Source organism: Nitratireductor indicus C115, assembly GCF_000300515.1.
GTDB lineage: Bacteria > Pseudomonadota > Alphaproteobacteria > Rhizobiales > Rhizobiaceae > Nitratireductor > Nitratireductor indicus.
Window position 1 is genome coordinate 241581 of the sequence record NZ_AMSI01000007.1, and the last position, 19199, is coordinate 260779.

The 19199-nt window shown below is 62.8% G+C and carries 20 protein-coding genes and 3 pseudogenes; 9 read left to right on the forward strand and 14 right to left on the reverse strand.

Translation table 11 applies throughout. The features are described from left to right. Positions 1-16: 16 nt before the first annotated feature. The 10 genes and pseudogenes from NA8A_RS25705 to NA8A_RS12405 form a co-directional block, all read right to left on the reverse strand. Positions 17-136: pseudogene (locus NA8A_RS25705) on the reverse strand (integrase core domain-containing protein); the annotation flags it as partial. A 52-nt stretch (positions 137-188) separates the two neighbouring features. Further along, a complete protein-coding gene (locus tag NA8A_RS12365) occupies positions 189-2168 on the reverse strand; it encodes a TRAP transporter permease (RefSeq protein WP_051018002.1) in 1980 nt (659 codons plus the stop codon). Positions 2169-2254: 86 nt separating this feature from the next. Then, positions 2255-3244, reverse strand: coding sequence for a TAXI family TRAP transporter solute-binding subunit (locus NA8A_RS12370; protein WP_009450640.1), 990 nt, complete (start codon positions 3242-3244; stop codon positions 2255-2257). A gap of 277 nt (positions 3245-3521) precedes the next feature. Continuing rightward, positions 3522-4307 carry an SDR family NAD(P)-dependent oxidoreductase gene (locus NA8A_RS12375; protein ID WP_009450641.1) on the reverse strand — a complete coding sequence of 262 codons (786 nt, stop codon included), beginning with the start codon at positions 4305-4307 and terminating at the stop codon, positions 3522-3524. Beyond that, positions 4304-5404 carry an NAD(P)/FAD-dependent oxidoreductase gene (locus NA8A_RS12380; RefSeq protein WP_009450642.1) on the reverse strand — a complete coding sequence of 367 codons (1101 nt, stop codon included), beginning with the start codon at positions 5402-5404 and terminating at the stop codon, positions 4304-4306. The genes NA8A_RS12375 and NA8A_RS12380 overlap by 4 nt, the downstream gene beginning before the upstream one ends. Continuing rightward, positions 5401-6819: an FAD/NAD(P)-dependent oxidoreductase gene (locus NA8A_RS12385; protein ID WP_009450643.1), complete on the reverse strand. Its 1419-nt coding sequence runs from the start codon at positions 6817-6819 to the stop codon at positions 5401-5403. The genes NA8A_RS12380 and NA8A_RS12385 overlap by 4 nt, the downstream gene beginning before the upstream one ends. A gap of 7 nt (positions 6820-6826) precedes the next feature. Further along, a complete protein-coding gene (locus NA8A_RS12390; protein WP_009450644.1) occupies positions 6827-7114 on the reverse strand; it encodes a (2Fe-2S)-binding protein in 288 nt (95 codons plus the stop codon). Then, the gene (locus tag NA8A_RS12395) at positions 7111-8010 is read right to left on the reverse strand and encodes a dihydrodipicolinate synthase family protein (RefSeq protein ID WP_009450645.1); all 900 of its coding nucleotides are present in this window, start codon (positions 8008-8010) and stop codon (positions 7111-7113) included. The genes NA8A_RS12390 and NA8A_RS12395 overlap by 4 nt, the downstream gene beginning before the upstream one ends. A 12-nt stretch (positions 8011-8022) precedes the next feature. Further along, the gene (locus NA8A_RS12400) at positions 8023-8901 is read right to left on the reverse strand and encodes an SMP-30/gluconolactonase/LRE family protein (RefSeq protein ID WP_009450646.1); all 879 of its coding nucleotides are present in this window, start codon (positions 8899-8901) and stop codon (positions 8023-8025) included. After that, complete coding sequence (locus NA8A_RS12405; RefSeq protein WP_009450647.1) at positions 8898-10064, reverse strand: CaiB/BaiF CoA transferase family protein; 1167 nt, start codon at positions 10062-10064, stop codon at positions 8898-8900. The genes NA8A_RS12400 and NA8A_RS12405 overlap by 4 nt, the downstream gene beginning before the upstream one ends. A 99-nt stretch (positions 10065-10163) precedes the next feature. Between NA8A_RS12405 and NA8A_RS12410 the strand changes: the two genes are divergently transcribed. Together NA8A_RS12410 and NA8A_RS12415 are read left to right on the forward strand one after the other, a co-directional pair. After that, positions 10164-11501: an aspartate aminotransferase family protein gene (locus NA8A_RS12410; RefSeq protein WP_040672549.1), complete on the forward strand. Its 1338-nt coding sequence runs from the start codon at positions 10164-10166 to the stop codon at positions 11499-11501. Further along, a complete protein-coding gene (locus NA8A_RS12415) occupies positions 11498-12373 on the forward strand; it encodes a beta-keto acid cleavage family enzyme (protein ID WP_009450650.1) in 876 nt (291 codons plus the stop codon). Before NA8A_RS12410 ends, NA8A_RS12415 begins: the two co-directional genes overlap by 4 nt. Before the next feature lie 5 nt (positions 12374-12378). Here NA8A_RS12415 and NA8A_RS12420 read toward each other — a convergent pair whose 3' ends face one another. Beyond that, positions 12379-13170 (reverse strand): IclR family transcriptional regulator, encoded by a 792-nt coding sequence (locus NA8A_RS12420; RefSeq protein ID WP_040672489.1) that lies wholly within the window; start codon positions 13168-13170, stop codon positions 12379-12381. Positions 13171-13561: 391 nt separating this feature from the next. Beyond that, a pseudogene (locus tag NA8A_RS25480) lies at positions 13562-13913 on the reverse strand (IS6 family transposase); the annotation flags it as partial. Between NA8A_RS25480 and NA8A_RS25270 the strand changes: the two are divergent. Both NA8A_RS25270 and NA8A_RS12435 read left to right on the forward strand, forming a co-directional pair. Further along, positions 13913-14182, forward strand: coding sequence for a hypothetical protein (locus NA8A_RS25270; protein WP_009450653.1), 270 nt, complete (start codon positions 13913-13915; stop codon positions 14180-14182). The pseudogene NA8A_RS25480 and the gene NA8A_RS25270 overlap by 1 nt on opposite strands. A 6-nt stretch (positions 14183-14188) precedes the next feature. Then, positions 14189-14809 carry a YdeI/OmpD-associated family protein gene (locus NA8A_RS12435; protein ID WP_040672552.1) on the forward strand — a complete coding sequence of 207 codons (621 nt, stop codon included), beginning with the start codon at positions 14189-14191 and terminating at the stop codon, positions 14807-14809. Positions 14810-14817: 8 nt separating this feature from the next. Here NA8A_RS12435 and NA8A_RS12440 read toward each other — a convergent pair whose 3' ends face one another. Together NA8A_RS12440 and NA8A_RS12445 are read right to left on the reverse strand one after the other, a co-directional pair. Beyond that, the gene (locus tag NA8A_RS12440) at positions 14818-15537 is read right to left on the reverse strand and encodes a DUF899 domain-containing protein (RefSeq protein WP_009450655.1); all 720 of its coding nucleotides are present in this window, start codon (positions 15535-15537) and stop codon (positions 14818-14820) included. A 2-nt stretch (positions 15538-15539) separates the two neighbouring features. Further along, a complete protein-coding gene (locus tag NA8A_RS12445) occupies positions 15540-15824 on the reverse strand; it encodes a hypothetical protein (RefSeq protein WP_009450656.1) in 285 nt (94 codons plus the stop codon). Positions 15825-15931: 107 nt separating this feature from the next. On the opposite strand from NA8A_RS12445, the gene NA8A_RS12450 reads away from it, so the two are divergent. The 5 genes and pseudogenes from NA8A_RS12450 to NA8A_RS25495 form a co-directional block, all read left to right on the forward strand. Further along, entirely contained in the window at positions 15932-17152 is a 1221-nt protein-coding gene (locus NA8A_RS12450; RefSeq protein ID WP_009450657.1) for a hypothetical protein, read from the forward strand. Between the two features lie 9 nt (positions 17153-17161). Further along, positions 17162-17812, forward strand: coding sequence for an NHL repeat-containing protein (locus NA8A_RS12455; protein WP_009450658.1), 651 nt, complete (start codon positions 17162-17164; stop codon positions 17810-17812). A gap of 75 nt (positions 17813-17887) precedes the next feature. Next, positions 17888-18360, forward strand: a pseudogene (locus NA8A_RS25485) (integrase core domain-containing protein); the annotation flags it as partial. Positions 18361-18396: 36 nt separating this feature from the next. Then, entirely contained in the window at positions 18397-18831 is a 435-nt protein-coding gene (locus tag NA8A_RS25490; protein ID WP_009450660.1) for an IS630 transposase-related protein, read from the forward strand. Continuing rightward, positions 18821-19199: transposase (locus NA8A_RS25495; protein WP_009450661.1), on the forward strand; the 379-nt coding region annotated here is incomplete at its 3' end. The genes NA8A_RS25490 and NA8A_RS25495, both read left to right, overlap by 11 nt.

Here is a 19199-nt window from a genome sequence, read left to right on the forward strand (position 1 = left end):
TTCCGCAAATCGTGATGAGCAGTTCGTCACGGGGCTTCGAATTGAAGCTCTCGCAATAGCCATTTTCCCACGGTCTGCCCCGGCATGATGAAGACGGGCTTTGTGGCACCAAATTCAAAGGGGAGCCAACTGCAGAATCTAATCTATAATTGAACACGTTTGATAGTGACGTGGATTCGAGTGTGCGATCAAAGCTTGATGGCTCTTTTCGAGGAAACCACCAGAACCGCTGCAACCGCCGCCGTGATACCAACGCAAATTGCCGCTTCGCTTGGCGTGTCCGCAATCGAGGCCAGGAAGCTCGTGACACTTACAAGCGAGAAGCCACCGCGTTCGAGCAGGCTCAGGGGCCGGCGCCAGTATCCGATCAGCGCAATTTGCATCGCACAGAGACAAACACCCACGGCAACGGCCGTCAGCACGACGACGTGGATCCGGTCATCCAGCAATCCGCCGAAGGCGAAGACGAAGGGCAGCAGGTAAAGCGCCTTGGCGATCTTCACGCTCAGCCAGCCGGTCTGCATTGGCGGCGCTCCGGCAATCCGGGCACCGACCATCGCGGTCATGCAGATCGGCGGAGTGATCGTCGAATCCTGTGCGAACCAGAAGATGATCAGATGCGCCGCCAGAAGCGATACGCCCAGATCCTGCAAGAAGGGTGCGCCAAGCGCGGCAATGATGACATAGGAGGCCGTTACCGGCAGCCCCATGCCGACGAAGTAACTGATCAGCCCCAGCAGGATGATCGCGAACACCGCCGAACCACCGGAGAAAGTCAGCAGGATCGACGTGACCTTGGTCAGCAGACCGGTCTGCACCACCACGCCATAGATCAGGGCTGCGCTGGCCAGTAGCGCCGAGATGCTCAGCGCCGTCCGCGCCCCTGCTTCCAGCAGTGCAATCGTCTTGCGGAAGTCCAGGCGCGTGGACCGGCGCATCATCGCGACAAAAAAGGTGCCGATGACGCAGGCCGCGGCGGCGAAGTATGGCGTATATCCAAGCAGCATCAGGCCGATCAGGATCAGGATCGAGCCCAGGATGTGCCAACCGCTGACAAACACCGATACCAGGGTTGGAAGCTGTTCGCGCGGCAGGCCCTTCAGGTCCCGCTTGGCGGCGATGGTGTCGGTGAACACATAGAGGGCCAGGTAATACAGGATGGCCGGAGCAACCGAATACAGAAGGATCGTCGTCAGCGGCAATCCAGTCAGGTTGGCCATGATGAAGGCTCCGGCTCCCATGAGCGGCGGCGCCAGCGCGCCGCCCACCGAGGCCACCACCTCGATGGCGGCAGCCTCGACCGGCTTGTAGCCGGTGCGCTTCATCAGCGGGATCGTCATCACACCGGTGGTGGCGACGTTGGAAATTGAAGAGCCCGAAAGCATCCCCATCAATCCGGACGAGATCACCGCCACCTTCGCGGGTCCGCCGCGTCGGTGTCCGGCTACAGAGAGGGCCAGGTTGGTGAAAATCACGTCACCGCCGGTTGCCCTGAGCAATACTCCGAACAGGAGGAATGCAAAGAGGAACGTGGCCATGATCCCGGTGATGAAATTGAACAGCCCGCTGGTGTCCATGTAGAGCGTTTCGATCAACTCATCGAGCTTGATGCCGCGATGCTGGAACAGCCCTGGCCAATAGGGTCCGGTAACGGCGTAGACGATGAAGACAAGGTTCAATCCCACAATCACGCCGCCAACCGTGCGACGCGTCGCCTCGAAGGTCACGATCAGCGCGATGACGCCCAGGGCGATATCGTAGTTCGGTATCGGATCGAAACCCACGTAACGGTCCAGCCAACGTTCCTGCGAGATGACGGCCCACCCGAATGCGATCACCGCAAGCGCGGCGAGCCCCCAGTCGAGCATCGAGGGTCCGTCCTTCCGGCTGCGGTGAAGCGCCGGATAGAGCAGAAAGCTGAGCGGAACCGCGAAGGCGAGGTAAAGGCCCCGGCTGGCGATCTCCCCAATCGTCGTGCGAAAGGCGAAGAATAGCGTGAAGATGGTCAGGGCAGCGCAGGCGACCCGGATGACATGCCGGGTCAGACCGTGCGTCCGGCGCTGTTCAGCGGGGAAGATCGAGGTCTCGAACTCGGCCTGCGACAGGGCGGGAATATCGAGAGACGTTTCGCCCATGGGAGCATCAATTGCCGTTGTATCCGTCATCATGATCCCCGTGACCCGATGGTATTGCCGTTGTTATTGGATCGCCCCGGGACAATATCCCGGGGCGGTGGTCTCAAGTTAGGCCGGCTTCACTTGATCCAGCCGACTTCGCGGTAATACTTCTCTGCACCCGGATGCAGCGGGATCGGCGCACCGGTGGCCATGTCCTTCGGCTCCCAGTTGGCAAACCCGCTATAGGCCGACACCAGTCGCGGCTTGTTCTCTGCCATGCGCTTGACCATTTCATAGACCATGTCGTCGTCCATCGACGCGTTGGTGATCACCAGCGTCGACAGGTCGAGCGACGGCACCACTTCGGTCTGGCCGGCATAGGTGTTGGCCGGGATGTCATAGGCCACATAGCCCCAGTTCCTGATCATTTTCTGGCGGATGTCCTCGGGAATGGCGTAGAGACGCGAACTGCGTGTCGCCAGCGCCTGCTGGAAGTCGCTCGCCCCGGTACCGACCGTATTTGTATAGACGTCGATCTGCCGGTTCAGGAATGCATCCAGCAGACCTTCCTGCGCGCCTTCCATGACAAAACCGCCGTTGCGCTCGACCGCCGCGAAATCCGAGCCATTCTCGATGAGGATCTTCTCGATACCGAACAGATTGGATGATCCTTTCGCCCCGACACCGATTCGCAGTTTGCCGCCGTCCTTGACGTCGGAAAACACGGTATCGGGCACGTCACCGGCCAACACGATCTGGACGGTATTTGGCACCACGTTGGCGACAATGCGCAAATCCTTCAGACCGTCACGGTTGAGCACCGGGTTATTTCCTTCGTACACCGCGAGAAGGAAGGGTCCGTAGGAAAGCCCGAAGTCCGCTTGCCCCGAACCGACAGCCAGTGCGTTACCGATGGCACCCTTGCCTGGTAGTGTGCTGACCGGCTGGCCTTCGTAGGCCTGGTTGACCATGTCGGAAATCGCGGTGGCCGTCGGGTACCAGGTGCCCGTCGCACCGCCCGAAATAAAGGATGCAACCGCATGCGTCTTGTCCTGCGCCAGGGCCGGACCGGTCGTGGCCAATCCGACGACAGCTATGGCTGCAAGAAGATGTGTGATCTGTTTCAATGGCTTCCCCTCTCATTCAGTGGTTGCGTTTTTTGGTTTTTCAACTTTTGACTAGAGCGCACGCTGCCCTGACGTTCACTAATATACTAGACATAGTTTTATATATCAAACAGAAAGCGCTCTGCTTCGGCGCTTCTGCGATTGGCCGAACTTGCCCGTCGCAACAATTGCGCTTCGCCCGCATCGCTTCGCCCGCATCGCTTCGCCCGCATCGCTTCGCCCGCATGTCCCGGTGCCCGAACGCTCTCTGCACGGTTCGGGCGCAGGCTGGGCAAGATCAAAACCGCCCGCAATCGACCTTCATCTTGTCGCCGGTGATCGCCGATGACAGGTCGGAGGCATAGTAAAGCGCGGCCCGGCCAACCTCTTCAGGGGCAACCCACCGTTTCAGCGCGGCAACGTCGGTGTAGTTCTCGCGCTCGATTTCCTCGACCGGGCGCCCCTCCGCTTCGGATCGCCGTTTCAGGATTCGATCCATGTTCTCGCCAGAGACCGCACCTGGCATCAACGCATTGACCCGAACCCCGACGCTCCCAAGCTCGCGGGCCATGGTCTCGGTGATGCCAATGAGGGCGAACTTCGAGGCGACATAGGCCGAGCGCATCGGATAGCCTTCGATGCCCATGAGCGACGACATGTTGATGATCGACCCCGAACGCTGCGCGCTCATGATCCGGGCCGCTTCCTGGAGACAATACATCGCCCCGACCAGGTTGATGTTCAGACAATTTATCCAGTCCGCCATATCGACCTCGGCGACCGGCGCGATCGGGCCGGGACCACCGGCATTGTTCAGCAGGATGTCGACCCGCCCGGTTATTGCGAGCGCCTCGGCGAACATGCTCCTGACCTGCGCTTGATCCGCAACGTCGCAGGCGATCGCATAACCGCCGATCGCGTCGGCGACCCGTTTAATCGGCTCGATTCGGCGCCCGGCGACGACGACCTTGGCACCCGCCGCGGCAAAGACCCGGGCGGTGGCTTCGCCGATTCCGCTGCCGCCGCCGGTGACGACGGCAAGCTTGCCGTCCAGGCGGGAAAGATCGTTGAAATCAGCGCTCATGTCGCGTCCTTTTCGAAATCTCGCCCCGGATTGAACAGGGGCATTTCAGGGCTGTGCCCCAGGATGAAATCACCCATCAGCCGGCCGATATACGGGCCGATGGTATAGCCGCCGCGCACGCAGCCCAGAACGAATGCGTCCGGCACGCCGGGAAGTTCTCCGGCGAGCGGGTAGAAGTCGGGCACGTTGGCTTCAAAGCCGGTCCAGCTGCGGAGAACCCGTGCCTGCCCCAGCTTCGGCAGGGCGAATTGAGCCAGCGACAGGTTCGGGATGAGACTGTCGGCGATGACTTCGCCCCTGCCCTCCTGCGGCGTGCCGCGCCCCTGCCAGCCACCGCCGATCAGGATGGTACCGTTGCCTTTCTGCTTCATGGTCAGCAAACCGGTCGCGTGGCCGATGACCGTCGCGAACAGCGGCGGCATCCGTTCCGTCACCGAAACCGTGTTGATCCGGGCATTGACCGGCAGATCGACGCCAAGCATCGCGGCCACCGGTTTCAGCCAGGCGCCCGCCGCGAGCAGGATCCGCCTGGCCTTTATTGGCGGACCGCCGGTGTGCAGCACGAAGCCCTGCGTATCGCGAGTGATGGACGTCACCGCACATCGCTCGCGATATGGCACCGAAGCCTCACGCAGGCGTCCGCGATAATACTGACCGGTCAGCGAGGAGTTCGCATAGCCGTCCTCGTGGCAATAGCTCGCCGCCAGCACGCGGCGGGTCAGGTTCGGCTCGGCGCTCAGGACCTGGTTGTTCGTCACGAACTCAATCGGCGCACCGGCTTCGGCCTTGAGCGTCTGGCGTTCCGTCAGCAGCTCTGCCTCGCGCTCGGTGAAGGCGAGCGTATAGCCACCGGTGCGGCGAAAGCCGACCGCATCCCCCATGCGCGCCCACTCCTCATGGCCCTTCAGCGCATAGGGCATCAGCCTGACCCGCTTGATCTGCAACGAGAGCGTGCCGGCGTTAACGCCGGATGCCCCCTGCCCCAGGTCGCCACGGTCGAGCACGATGGGCGCCATCCCGCCCGAGGCCAGGCGCAGGGCCGCGGCGCAACCCATGATGCCGCCACCGATTATCGCGATGTCGTGGTTCTCGCTCATAGCGGGGCCGGTTTCGGCATGGGCAGATCGCCATAATCGAAGTCGCCCGCCAGAGCGGACACCGGAACCGGGCGTATCGGTGGCCGCGGCGTTGGTGGTGCGATCTCGGACAAAGCCCGGTTTTCTTGCAACGCGATAAGCCGGGCCACAGATGACTGGCAGTATTTGCCGCCACAAGGCCCCATGCCCGCACGCTGTCCGGACTTGACCGCATTGCTGCTGACCGCACCCGACTCGATCTCGTCCTCGATGGCACGCCGGGTGAGGCTTTCGCAGCGGCACACGACCGTGTCGGGCGTGGCCAGGCCGATCGGGTCCGCACGCAGCACCGACAGGGCGGTCATCGCTTCGCCAAAACGCGACGCACGGCGATAGGCCCTTTCCAGAGCCGGATCGGACGCGCTGGCCTGCCCGATATGGCGCAAGGCGGTCCGAGCGACGATCTGGCCGTGCAATTCGGCCGCGACCGCGCCTCTGATGCCACAACTGTCTCCCGCTAGGAACAGTCCTTCGCGCGCAGTGCTGCCGTCCGATTCGGCTTCGGAAACCCACCCGCCGAGATCGGGTCGGTACCGGACCGCTACACCGGCCAGCTGTGCCGCCTCGATCGACGGGGCAAGACCGCCCCCGAGGCAGACGGAATCCGCCGCGATCCCGATGTCACCGGGAAGCGGCGTGCCGTCGGTCGCCAGGCGGCACAGGGTGACACCGATGACCCGATCGTCCCCGGAAACGGATTTCACGGCATGGCCCCAGTAGATCGGCACACTAGCCAGCATCAGGTCGGCAACCCAGCGCCCCCCGCGCCACAGCAGGTCGGGTCGCGCCATCATCGACGGCAGGCGTGCCAGCCAGTCGGCGCGGGTGTTGGGTGTAACAACAGCCGCCACCGTTCCCCCCAACCGGCGAATTTCGCTGGCCACGAAGAATACCAGTGGCCCGGTGCCCGCAACCACGCTCGCCCGGCCAGGCAGCCGGATCGACTGTTTGAACAGCGCCGTTGCACCGGCAAGTCCGATGACACCCGGAGTGGTCCACCCCCGAACCGGTTGTGCCTCCTCGCGCGCGCCCGTCGCCAGTATGACGGCACGGCTATACAGGCGACCTGCGGTGCCATTGCGCAGGGTATGTATGACCCAATGCTCGCCCTGCCTTTCGATCTGCCAGACCCGCGTGTCGGTCATCTGACTGACACCGCTTGCGGCGAGCCTCTCGCGCAGATTATCACCGGAACGGCTCTCGGGGGTCGCCGGGGCCGACAGGATGGATCTGTCCTTGGCCCGCCAGACCTGTCCGCCCGCCTGGCGCTGCTCGTCAATCAGCAAGGACCGACACTCCGTCTGACCGACGACCAGAGCTGCGGTCGCACCGGCCGGGCCGGCACCGACGATTGAAATATCGACTATGTCCCGCATCGCACCGTCACCGCCGCGACTTGACAGCTAGGCCGGGCGATACCGTGAGGCGGCAGCTTTCAACACTCTGCCCATCCACGAAGACCACGCATTCCTGGCAAAGGCCCATCATACAGAACGCGCCCCTCGGAGCACCATCGCCCGGTGCGTTCCGCAGATGCAGAACTCCCGCCTGCATCAGCGCCGCGGCAAGGTTTTCGTCCGCGCACCCCATCAACGCGACCCCGTCGAAGGTGAAAGGCACCTTCTCCGAGCGTTGGATCCGGGCGGAGTGATCGGGAACGAGGCGGATCATCTGTAACTGATCCCCAGCGCGTCAAAGGTGCGCCGGATCTTGTCGAGATCCTGCCCGCTCAGCGGCAGGACCGGGTCGCGCGGCACGCCCGCCGGTTGGCCGATCAGGTTCAACGCCGCCTTGAAGGAAGCCGGCCACGTGCCTGTCCCCATTAGCATCTCGTATATGACCGTCAGCTGGTAGTGCGCCTTGCGATAGATTTCGTCAGGCGCGGAAGTCCCCACTTCCTGCATCTGCGAGGGAAGCAGATCGGTGAACTCGGGGCCGGTGGCGATGAATCCCTTCGCGCCCAGCGCAAAGGCCGGCAGGATATAGTGGCACGGGCCGGTCATCACCGACATCTTCCCGCCTAAACGTGCAAGCAGGTGTGTATGATAGAAGAAGTCGCGCTGGCTTTCCTTGATGCCGATGACGTTATGCGCGTTCACCAGCGTCTCGGTCTGGTCCACGGTCAGCGAGAAGCCCATCCGACGCGGCGAGTTATACAGGACCAGAGGCAGACCGGTCGCCGCCGAGATCTTGTCGAAGCGGGCCATCAGTTCCGCTTCCGAAGCCTTCAGGACATAGGTCTGCGGCATCGACAGCAGCACATCCGCCCCGTTCTCTTCGGCCGCTCGCACGTATCCCAGACAGGCTTCGATCGTAGGGGCCGAAATGCCCATCATTACCCCAACACGACCTCGGGACGTATCCTTGGCCAGGCGCACGAGCCGACCACGTTCCGCAGCGGTCAGGGCCCAGCTCTCGCCGTTGTCGCCGGCGATGCAGATGCTGGTCGCCCCCCGTCCGATCAGGAACTCGAACAGCTCGACAAAGGCGTCCTCCATGATTTCGCCCTTCGCGGAAAAAGGCGTGGCGATTGCGGGGACATAGCCGTGAAGGTCATCTTTGTTCATTGAGGGGTTCCGTCAGTCGGGGATTGCTGCTGTGAAAACGGTGCCGGTCTGGGCATCGACGATGAAAAGGCGGGACGGTTCGTCTGGGCCGAAGGCGACCGAGGTGGTCCAGAGACCTTCGGGTAGTCGGATCTCAGCGACCAGATCTCCCAGGGCATCGAAGACATAGGCGCGCCCGGCCTGCGCCTGCGCAACGGCGAGCCAGCCGCGGGTGTTGGTGGCCAGACCGTCCGGCCCGAGACCGCCGGACAGTTGCAGGAAGACCCCGACCATCGGCTGGCCCATGGCGGGCAGGTGCGACGACAGCCGCCAGACCTGATTGGCGCGGGTGGCGGCGACATAGACCCAGGCACCGTCGGGCGACAGGCAGATACCGTTGGAATAGGGCACGCAATCGAGCACCAGCCGCAGTTCGCTGTCCGGCATCCGGCACCAGACCCTGCCCCGCTGGTCGCTCAGCGATGTGCGGCCGCTATCAGTGAACCAGAGCCGGCCATCCGGCCCGTAGCACATGTCGGAAAGACCCAGGAAACCGCAGGATTCGGCTCCGGTCTCAAGAACCGTGAAGTCGCTTTCGTCCCTCAACTCGATCAGCCCGTGGCGATAGTCGACGGCGATGTGCCGCCCGTCGGGCGCAATTCGCATGGCATGTGGCTCACCGTCGATCCGGTGAGCCATCGTCCATTCGCCGCCGGGTGTGACCCGGAACACCCGGCCATAGGGCACATCGCAGAGCCAGAGATTCCGCTCGGCATCGAAGAAGGCGGCCTCGAGGAAAGAATGCATCGGCTGCCCAGGCCGGGTCATCTTCGCCCAGGCAGAGGGTTCGCCCCAGTGCCGCAACTCGTCGGGAAGCCGGAAGGCTGGTTCGGCGATGAGGCGCGGCGTCATCGCACCACCCCTGCCGCGATCAGGGTGTCGATCTCGGAACCGGACAATCCTGCGTCCAGCAACACCGCCCGGCTGTGCGCGCCCAGCTCGGGAGGCGCCGTCGTGACTTCGGGTCCGCCCCGCGACATCGTATAACCTGCCACCGGCAGACGGACCGAAGGGTCATCCGGCGACTCACTGAAATAGCCCCGCTCCGCCAGCTGGCGCGAAGCGACCGCCTCACCAAGCGTGACGATCCGTTCCGCCGGTACATCGGCGCTATCGAGCATACCGGCCCATTCCTCTGCACCCCGCTGCCGAAAGATCGCCTGAAGCGAGACCCGGATCGCGTCGGAATTTGCCCAGACATCGGGCCAATCCCTGATCTCATCGAGAATCGGCAGCGAATATCCGGCCTTGGCCAGGCAGCGACCGAGTTTGCGATATTGGGCCGGCCTGAATGCACCCAGCATCAGTGGTCCGGTTGCCGTCTCATAAGCCGTGATCCCGGCTTCTTCTCGCTTCGGAGCAGCCGGCGCCACCTGAAGAGCGGCCGCTTCGGGTGCCATCAGCGACATGGCCACCTCGAGCATCGACGCGCTGATATGACAGCCCTCACCGGTTCGGTGGCGCTGCACGACTGCCGCAGCGATTGCAAAGGCGGCCGCATATCCGGCAGCGTAGTCGACAAACGACAGGCCGGGCTTTTGCCCCCCACTTTGGGATATGATTCCGGAGGCGGCCTGGATCGTGTTGTCATAGGCTCCCTTACGCGCCTTCGGCCCGGTTTCTCCGTATCCCGTCATCGAACAGTGGATCAACCGGGGATTGACCCCACGCAAAGTGTCGTAGCCAAGGTTCAGCGCGTCCAGTGTTCCCGTGCTGTAATTTTCAATGAAGACATCCGCCGTACCCACGAGCTTATGCAAGGCGACCGCTCCGCGCGGGTCCGTCAGGTCGAGCGCAAGCGACCGCTTGTTTGCGCCTTGCACCTGATAGGTCAGCCCGACTTCGCGTGCGTTTAGCGCCGGCACCGGGCCGCGTCCGCGCGCGCAATCAGGCGTCCGCGGGTTTTCGACCTTGATGACGTCCGCGCCAAGCAAGGCGAACTGATAGCCGCAGAACGGAGCCGCGAGCACCTGCGACACCTCGATGATCCGCAGCCCCTCCAGCGCACCTACCAAGTCAAACTCCTGAATTTTTCGGCTCGTGGAGAATTTCCTTGAGCTCGCTGATTTCGTTTAATATACAAAACGCATATCCACATGCAAGACGGAATGAACATGTCCAGTGTGCTCCATCGCAGCCTGAAATCAACCCTTCCCTCAGTCGTTGGCGGTGAAGGCAGTTACCTCGTGGACGACGCGGGGAATCGGTATCTGGATGCCTGCGGCGGTGCGGCAGTATCCTGCCTTGGCCATGACAATGCCAAGGTGATTGCCGCCCTGAAGCATCAACTCGATCAGGTGTCCTTTGCCCATACGTCCTTCTTCACCAATGCACCGGCCGAGGAACTCGCAAAATTCCTGGTCGATCGCGCGCCGGAAGGCACTGGCGCCGGGCGTGTGATGTTCCTGGGCAGCGGCTCGGAAGCGATGGAAGCCGCCCTGAAACTCGCGCGTCAATACCACCTGGAACGCGGTCAGCCCGAGCGCGTCCGGATTATTGCGCGTTCACCCAGCTACCACGGAAACACCCTTGGCGCCCTCGCCACCGGCGGCCACGCCGGCCGGCGCGCGCCGTTTCAGCCGCTGCTCATGGAGGTTGGCCACATCGAGGCTCCCTATGCCTATCGCCTGCGCGAGAGCGGCGAAACCGAAGCGGATTACGCGCGCCGGATGGCCGACCTGCTGGAGGCGAAGATCCTCGAGCTCGGTCCCCGGAACGTCATGGCCTTCGTGGCCGAGCCGGTGGTGGGTGCCTCGCTGGGAACGCAGCCTGCGCCCGCCGGCTATTTCAAGCGGATCCGCGAAATCTGCGACGCGCACGACGTCCTGTTCATCGCCGACGAGGTCATGTGCGGCATGGGTCGCACCGGATCTCTGTTCGCGCTCGAACAAGAAGGCATCTGCGCCGACATCACCACGCTGGCCAAGGGTCTGGGCGCCGGCTACCAACCGATCGCCGCGGTCATGGCCGCCGAGAAGGTGATCTCCGCCATCGAAACCGGCAGCGGGACTTTGTGGAACGGGCACACCTACATGTCCCACGCGGTCGCAACGGCCGGAGCGCTGGCCGTCCAGCAGGTGATCGAAGACGATGGACTGTTGGCCAATGTCCGTGCCAGGGGCGGGCAGCTGCAACAGTCGCTCCATGTCCGCCTGGCCCAACACCCCAATGTCGGCGACATTCGCGGCCGGGGCCTGTTCTGGTCGATTGAAGCGGTCGCCGACCGCGATACCAAGGCCCCCTTCCCCGTCGAACGCTCCGTCGCGCAGAACATCCAGGCGGAGGCATTCGCCCGCGGGGTAATGACCTACTCGGCGCAGGGCTGTGCTGATGGGCGGCTGGGCGACCACGTCCTGCTCGCGCCAGCCTATACATCAACGCCGGACGAGATTGAGCGCATCGCCGATACGCTCGCCGCAGCGGTTAATGCCGCACTGGACGCCCAAGCATGAGCAGGAAGACAATCCTTACCGCCGCGATCACCGGCAACCTGATGACACCCGAGATCAGCCCCTACCTGCCGGTCACACCGGAGCAGATTGCGCGTCAGGCGCTGGATGCGGCGGCGGCGGGGGCGGCAATCGTACACTTGCATGTCCGCGATCCGGAAACGGCGAAAGGGTCGATGGATCTGGCGCTCTACCGCGAACTCGTCGACCGGATCCGCTTGGAGAACACCGAAGTCCTGCTCAACTTGACGACGGGTGAAGGAGGTCGCTTCATCCCGTCGGACGATGATCCGAAAGTAGCCGCACCCGGCTCGACCCTTTGCGCGCCCGAACGCCGGGTTGCCCATATCGAGGCCCTGCTTCCAGACATCTGCACGCTGGACTTCAACACCATGTGGTCCGGCCAAGCCAGCGTGATCAACAGCCCGCGCAACCTTGCCATTATGGCCGAGAGGATAATCTCCGCCGGGGTGAGGCCGGAAATCGAGATCTTCGATTCCGGCGATCTGCACATGGTCAAGGATTTCGTGGCGCGCGGCGTGCTGACAGTGCCGCTTATGGTGCAGATGGTCCTGGGCGTCCGGTTCGGCGCCGTCGCCAACCCCGAGACGATGGCCTATCTCGTCGGCCAACTTCCCGCCGGCAGCGAATGGGCCGCCTTCGGAATCGGTCGGATGGCCTTTCCGATGCTGGCGCAGGCCTTTCTGCTGGGAGGGCACTGCCGGATTGGGATGGAGGACACGGCCTACATCGACCGCGGCGAACATTGCCGATCGAATGCCCAACTGGTGGAGAAGGCGATCAGGATCATACGCGATCTTGGCGGCGACATTGCCACTCCTGCCGAGGCCCGCGCGATTCTCGCGCTGGCCTGATGCCTTCAGTTGTCGCCCAGATACCCGAGCTCGCGCGAGATCTGGAGCGCGGTCGCCCGCGTTTCGGCGATGTAAAGGCTATCCAACTGGTCGAAGTCGAACCCGCTGTCCGGCCCAGAGACATTGACGCAGGCGACTACCCGACCGGTGTTGTTGCGCACCGGCGCCGCGACGCTCGACCCGCCCGGCTCGTGAAAGCCGCGCGAGAAGACATAGCCCTGCTCCCGCACGCTGGCGACCTTGGCTTTCAGCTCGGTATAGGTCGTCGGCGTATGCTCGGTTGTTGGCACCATCTTTTGACCGGCGCAAAAGGCCTTCAGCTCGGCGTCGTCCAGCGCCGTCAACAGTACCCATCCAACCGGAATGACATAGGCCTTCACCCGCGTCCCCGTCACCATGTTCGAGACATAGCCGGTCCTGGCCTGGTGGCTGCCTAGGTACAGAACGTCCTGCCCTTCCAGCACGCTGAGATGTGCGCTGACGCCAGTTTTGTCCCTCAGGTTGGCCAGGTGCGGACGGGCGATCGTGGTGATCGGCTGCTGATTCAAATAGGCAAAGCCGAGATTCAGGACCCTTGCGCCGAGAGTATAGGTGTCCTTCTGCTCGCCTTCCTTGAGAAATTCCATGTGGCGCAGCGTATAGACGAGGCGAAAGGCCGATGACCGGCTCAACCCCATCGCGCGGCCGATGTCGCTGATCGACATCGCCTCCCCCGCCGCGCCGAGTAGCTCGAGCACTTTGAGACCCCGATGCAATCCGGGGACGAAGTAAACCTTGTGATTGGGAGTGTCAGTCATGTCAGCTCGATCAGGATGGCCTTTTCGGTGGTTTTAGATGCAAAACGCCTTGCCCACAATGGAGGGGAGACTGGATGAAGGCAGGCAGCCTTGTATTTGGCAGCCAAGCACCGAGATTTCATCCTTTTTTATCCCGCTTGAACACGTCACTTTAGTTACTTGCCCACATATCGCCGGCCTCTCGGGGGTGAAATGTCTTTTAGGCTCAGGACCCATTAATCGTGTTAAGGCGGCTTTGTCGCAAATTTCAGCTTTGATTTCCAAAGGCCGTTGACCTTCTTCAATCAGGCCGCCAAGGAGGCGAATTGTGCAAACGGGCAGAGTCCGGGCGTCATATGACCTTGCAGATCATGTTCGCGCCTTCAATCCCTTTGAGCGTAGCCGACGTGGAGGCGAAGAACTCGGTTGCGGCCGTCTTGTTGCGCCGCGTCGACAGCATCAAATCGAGTGTGTTGCTTAGCTTTTCGACAGCTCGGTCGAGATAGGCGCACCCGCCTTTCACCTTGATGTAGGTCTCATCCATCCGCAAGGATCATCCGTCGGCGCCTTCCGGCGCCGAGCCGTGCTTGCGATCAGCGGCGAATACTTGCCCCCCCCCGGGTCAGCGTCGCATGATCCACCTCGACGCCGCGCTCGGCCATGATCTCTTCAAGGTCACGATACGATACTGTTTAGCAGACATAGAAAAACATCACGAAGAGGATCACCTTCTTGGGAAACTGCGCGCCCTTGGACAACATCATTGCTCCGCTTCAGTCCGGTGTTCTTGGATCAATGGGGCAGACGCTACACGCCGGCGATCCGCGAGATGTCGGTTCGCGCGCAGTTTCTGGAGAAAGGCGGGCCGCCGATGTGGGAAGCATTCATGGCCGAACTGCGCAATCTCCACCTTGGCATGGAGCCGCCGCAACGCTCGGTGATCGGCGCTGGCAAACCCGGTCGTGGCATGGATGGCAGGAGAGCTTTCGTGCATTATCGGGACACGGTGCTGCCTTTGAGGAGAAGCGGATAAATGGCGATGATCACAGATTCCAATGATTTCTTCACCAAGGGCTGCGGCCGGTGCGCGCGCTTTGATACGCCCGGCTGTTCGACCCGTCGATGGATCGACGGTCTCAATGCCCTGCGTCGCATCTGCCACGACATGGGGTTGGAAGAGACGGTGAAATGGGCTCACCCAACTTATATGCACGCGGGCCGCAATATCGCGCTGATCGCGGCTTTCCGGGGCGATTTCCGGCTGAGCTTCATGAATCCCGGCCTGCTGAACGACAGCGAAGGTCTGCTTGAACCGCAGGGGCCGAACAGCCGGACACCGGGAATGATCCGCTTTACCGATGTGGCCGAGGTCGGCGGGACGGAGCCGGCGATCCGCGCCTATCTGCGGCAATTGATGGATCATGCCGAGGCCGGCACGAAACCGCCAAAGATGCAGACCGAGACCGACATGCCCGACGAACTGGCCGAAGCGCTCGATGCCGATCCGGAATTGGCCGAGGCGTTTCACGCGCTGACCCCCGGGCGGCAAAGAAGCTATATGTTCAACCTCGGCCAGGCCAAGCAACCCGCCACCCGCGTGGCTCGCATCGAGAAGTTCCGCGACAGGATCATCGCCGGCAAGGGCGCGCTGGAGCGTTAGGAGCCTCGCTACGCGAAGGCCCGTTCCGCTTGCGGATACTCATCATGCAGGCGAACCCAGCTCATGACGCCACCGGTTTCGTTGCGGCCCTTGGGTACCAGGTCGAGCCAGTTGAAAGCGCCCATCAGCAGTTCGGTGCCGCGATGATATGTCGAGTAGGTGTGGAAGATGTCGCCATCCTCGCCCTTGACGAAGACGCTGACGCCGAACATGTCCGGGGACTTCTGGATTCTGGTTTTGTCGTAATTGTAAAGCGCGCGGCCAGCAGCACGATCCTCTTCGGTGAACGACACGCCGAAATCATAATTGAAGTCGCCGTCGCCGGAAGAGACCCACGGAAAAGCCCAGCCCATCCGTTCCTTCACCTGCTCGATCCGTCCGATCGGTGCCCGCGAGACCGCGGCGAAGGCGAGGTCGGCGCGTTCGAAATGCTGCCGTGCCGCATCGACGTGGTCCATCGTATACGAGCAGCCTGCGCATATATGATCCGAACCCGGCGCAAGCATGAAGTGATAGACGGCGAGCTGGCCGCGTTCGCCGAACAGGTCGATCAAGCTGCATTTGCCGTCCGGCCCGTCAAAGACATAGCTCTTTTCGACCCTGACCCAGGGAAGCTCGCGGCGCTCGGCGCGCAGCTCATCGAGCGCATGGGTCAGCTCGAGTTCCCTTGCCAGAAGCGCCTTGCGGGCCGCGAGCCAGTCTTTGCGTGAAACGATTACGTGTTGCATGGTCAATCTCCTTTGATCTGGGACGTCAGTGCCGCGCCTTGACGCAAGGCGACAGAAGCGAGCCTCAGCCAGGGCGCGAGGTGGAACAAGCCCATCAGCAGATACATCCAGGCCATACCGCCGACCGGCAAAAGCCCGGAACCTGACGCGCACATCATGTCGTCACCCGCCGATATCCAGGCCATCAGCGCGAAGGTCGGCGAGGCCGCAAGGCCGAGCCAGCCCGCAGCATCGCGCTGCGGTCGGGTCTCGGAGGTGCGGTCGCTAACTGGCATGAAACTTGTCATTTCCGTACTTCCGGTTGATCTTTGCCGATAGGTTTCGGCGCTGGGCTGAGGAAGAACCTACCGCCGAACCGTGGGACGGCGTGAGTAACAAGTGTGACGGGATTCGAATGGACTCCTTGATAGACTCCGCTGCACGTGCGCTGCAGGCAGGCGATCCGCTTGCGGCGCTCAAGCGCATCGCCCTGCGCGACGACGCCCCGGCGCTTGCCCTGCGCGGCATCGCCATGGCGCAACTCGGCGATCTGGCGCGCGCAAAAGAGCTGCTGGGCAACGCCGCGCGCGGTTTCGGCGCCAAAGCGCCCATGGCCCGCGCGCGCTGCAATCTCGCCGAGGCCGAGATCGCATTGGTCACCCGCGACCTCGGCCAGACGATGCAGGACCTCGGCGCCGCCAGATCGACGCTGGAGAAATCCGGAGATCGCGCAAACGCCGCCCACGCCGGCTATCTCGACGCAAGGCGCCTGCTGTTGATCGGTCGCCTCGACGAGGCAGAGCGGACCCTCGGCGGCCTAGATCCAACCGCATTGCCGGTGACATCACGGGCGGGCTGCGAATTGGTGGCCGCAGGGATTGCGATGCGCCGCATCCGCGCAAAACCGGCCGGTGAGGCGCTCGACCGCGCACGGCGCATCGCAGACGGCATCGGCAATGCCGCCTTGAAGGCCGAAGTTGCGCGCGCTGTGCAGGCTTTCGCAGCTCCCGCAGCGCGGCTGGTGGCGCGCGGTGGCGAAGCGCTGCTCCAGCTCGCAGAGGTCGAGGCGCTGATCGCCTCGGATGCGCTGATCGTCGATGCCTGCCGGAATGTGGTGCGTACCAGGACAGCCATCGTCTCTCTGGCCAGCCGCCCGGTCCTGTTCGCTCTCCTGCGTGTGCTCGGTGCGACCTGGCCGCAAGATGCACCGCGAGAAGAGCTTCTCGCCTGCGCCTTTCACGCGCGCGAGGTGGATAGCTCGCACCGCGCGCGCCTGCGGGTCGAGATCGGGCGCCTGCGCGAGACCATCTCCCCCCTGGCAGACATCCAGGCCACCGAACGGGGCTTCATATTGACCCGCCACGCGGCCGGAGCGGTGGCAGTTCTCGCACCGCCCGTCGAACACACACATGGTGACGTGCTGGCGCTTCTGGCCGATGGCGAGGCCTGGTCCAGTTCCGCGCTGGCTCTGGCGCTCGACGTCAGCCCGCGCACCGTGCAGCGCGCGCTCGACACTCTTGCCGGAGATGGCAAGGCAGACTGGTTCGGCCAGGGACGCGCGCGTCGATGGATCGCAACCGGCGTTCCGGGTTTCCCGACGAGCTTGTTACTCCCCACCGATGGCATTCTGGGTTAAAGAGAGGGCATGAAACACGCAGCAGCCGAAATCATTCGCGAATACGGTCCCTTTCCCGGAGTGGACAGTGTCCATGGCGTCAGCTTCGACGGTCGCCAGATCTGGATCGCAACAGGTGCCAGGCTGCAGGCGCTCGACCCGGACAGCGGTGAAATGCTGAACGCGCTGAACGTTGCCGCAGAGGCTGGCACCGCATTCGACGGCGAACACCTGTTCCAGATCGCAGAGGCGGTGATCCGGAAGATCGATCCGAAGACCGGCATTGTGCTCGCCACGATCCCGGCACCCGGCGACAACGACGATTCCGGCCTTGCCTGGGCGGAAGGCTCACTCTGGGTTGGGCAGCATCGCGGTCGTAGGATCCATCAGGTGGACCCCGAAACCGGACAGGTGCTGCGCACGATTGAAACCGACCGCTTCGTCACCGGCGTCACCTGGGTCGACGGTGAGCTCTGGCATGGCACCTGGGAGAACGGCGAGAGCGAGCTACGTCGCATAGATCCGTCGAGCGGAGACGTGCTGGAGCGGTTGGACATGCCGGCGGGAACCGGGGTTTCGGGCCTCGAATCTGACGGTGGTAGTTGCTTCTTCTGCGGCGGCGGAGACAGCGCCAAGATCCGTTCAGTCCGCAAGCCAAAACACTCCGAAGCGGCGCAATGAGCTGAACAGTATCCAGCGCATTGTTCCATAAACGCAAGGAGCGGCTCCGGCCCCATTGGAGCTTCGGCCAGCTTGTCTGCTTTGTCAGCGCGCCGGCTGCCTATTCCCACACGACAACGCCAATCTCCGCGCCACTACCCCTGCATGGTTGTCAGCGACAACGGGACAGAACTGACATCGAACGCCATTCTTGCCTGCCAGGCGGATCGTGGTGTCGAGTGGCACTACATCGCGCCAGGAAAACCAATGCAAAATGGCTTCGTGGAAAGCTTCAATGGCCGGCTCCGCGATGAGTGTCTCAACGAGCATTTGTTCCGCAGCTATCGTCATGCCCGCGAGATCATCGAGGAATGGCGCATCGACTAGATCGTCATGCCCGCGAGGGCATCGAGGAATGGCGCATCGACTACAACCTGCGCCGACCGCACACGAGCCTCGAGGGGCTCACACCGAGTGAGTTTGCAACCCGATCCCAAATGGACCACAACGTGAACAGCGCTAGAGCGCCGGATTTTCAAATTGAATCGAAGGGGATTCCTTTGAGTTGAGATTGGTGATTCACTTCTTGGAGGAGGTGATTTGCCATGCCCAAAGCCTATTCTCTTGATTTGCGCGAGCGGGTGGTCGGCTTCGTGGCGGCCGGTCATTCACGGCGCACCGCTGCGGCTCATTTTGCTGTGTCGGTTTCCTTCGTGGTGAACCTGATGAAGGCCTGGCGAACGCGGGGAAGCTTCGCTCCCAAGCCCGCTGGCGGGCGGCGTCACGCCAAGTTGGAAGCGCATCGCACGTTTTTACTCGAACGTGTGGCCGAGAAGGACGACATCACCATGCCGGAGCTGGCGGCCGATCTTGCTGCTGCCACAGGTGTCGAGGCTGATCCCGCCTCGCTCTCGCGCTGGCTCATCCGCAACGGCTACCGCTTCAAAAAAAACGCTGCTGGCCAGCGAACAAGACCGGCCCGACATCAAAAAGGCGCGCCAGGAATGGCGGGACAAACGCCAGCCGAGGATGCGGCTTGAGCCGCACCGGCTGGTCTTCATCGATGAAACCGGCACGACGACAAAGATGACCCGGCTTTACGGGCGCTGCCCGAAGGGCCAGCGCCTACGCTCCAAGGCCCCGTTCGGCCACTGGAAGACGCAGACCTTCATCGCCGGCCTACGCTGCCATGGGCTCACCGCGCCCTTCGTCGTCGCCCGTCCGATGAACCGGCGCATCTTCGAGACTTATGTCGAAACCCAGCTTGCCCCGACACTGTCTGCCGGCGATGTCGTCATCCTCGACAACCTCGCCGCCCGCAAGAGCCCGAAAGCTGAAACCGCCATCAAGGCACGCGGCGCATGGATGCTCTTCCTGCCGGCCTATGAACCGAGCCGGGTTTACCGGA

What these genes read in the sequence shown, in the direction of transcription:
- NA8A_RS12365 (WP_051018002.1), bottom strand. Translation starts at nt 2,168, where the DNA reads ATGATGACGGATACAACGGCAATTGATGCTCCCATGGGCGAAACGTCT.
- NA8A_RS12375 (WP_009450641.1), bottom strand. Translation starts at nt 4,307, where the DNA reads ATGAGCGCTGATTTCAACGATCTTTCCCGCCTGGACGGCAAGCTTGCC.
- NA8A_RS12380 (WP_009450642.1), bottom strand. Translation starts at nt 5,404, where the DNA reads ATGAGCGAGAACCACGACATCGCGATAATCGGTGGCGGCATCATGGGT.
- NA8A_RS12385 (WP_009450643.1), bottom strand. Translation starts at nt 6,819, where the DNA reads ATGCGGGACATAGTCGATATTTCAATCGTCGGTGCCGGCCCGGCCGGT.
- NA8A_RS12390 (WP_009450644.1), bottom strand. Translation starts at nt 7,114, where the DNA reads ATGATCCGCCTCGTTCCCGATCACTCCGCCCGGATCCAACGCTCGGAG.
- NA8A_RS12395 (WP_009450645.1), bottom strand. Translation starts at nt 8,010, where the DNA reads ATGAACAAAGATGACCTTCACGGCTATGTCCCCGCAATCGCCACGCCT.
- NA8A_RS12400 (WP_009450646.1), bottom strand. Translation starts at nt 8,901, where the DNA reads ATGACGCCGCGCCTCATCGCCGAACCAGCCTTCCGGCTTCCCGACGAG.
- NA8A_RS12410 (WP_040672549.1), top strand. Translation starts at nt 10,164, where the DNA reads ATGTCCAGTGTGCTCCATCGCAGCCTGAAATCAACCCTTCCCTCAGTC.
- NA8A_RS12415 (WP_009450650.1), top strand. Translation starts at nt 11,498, where the DNA reads ATGAGCAGGAAGACAATCCTTACCGCCGCGATCACCGGCAACCTGATG.
- NA8A_RS12420 (WP_040672489.1), bottom strand. Translation starts at nt 13,170, where the DNA reads ATGACTGACACTCCCAATCACAAGGTTTACTTCGTCCCCGGATTGCAT.
- NA8A_RS12435 (WP_040672552.1), top strand. Translation starts at nt 14,189, where the DNA reads ATGATCACAGATTCCAATGATTTCTTCACCAAGGGCTGCGGCCGGTGC.
- NA8A_RS12440 (WP_009450655.1), bottom strand. Translation starts at nt 15,537, where the DNA reads ATGCAACACGTAATCGTTTCACGCAAAGACTGGCTCGCGGCCCGCAAG.
- NA8A_RS12445 (WP_009450656.1), bottom strand. Translation starts at nt 15,824, where the DNA reads ATGACAAGTTTCATGCCAGTTAGCGACCGCACCTCCGAGACCCGACCG.
- NA8A_RS12450 (WP_009450657.1), top strand. Translation starts at nt 15,932, where the DNA reads ATGGACTCCTTGATAGACTCCGCTGCACGTGCGCTGCAGGCAGGCGAT.
- NA8A_RS12455 (WP_009450658.1), top strand. Translation starts at nt 17,162, where the DNA reads ATGAAACACGCAGCAGCCGAAATCATTCGCGAATACGGTCCCTTTCCC.
- NA8A_RS25490 (WP_009450660.1), top strand. Translation starts at nt 18,397, where the DNA reads ATGCCCAAAGCCTATTCTCTTGATTTGCGCGAGCGGGTGGTCGGCTTC.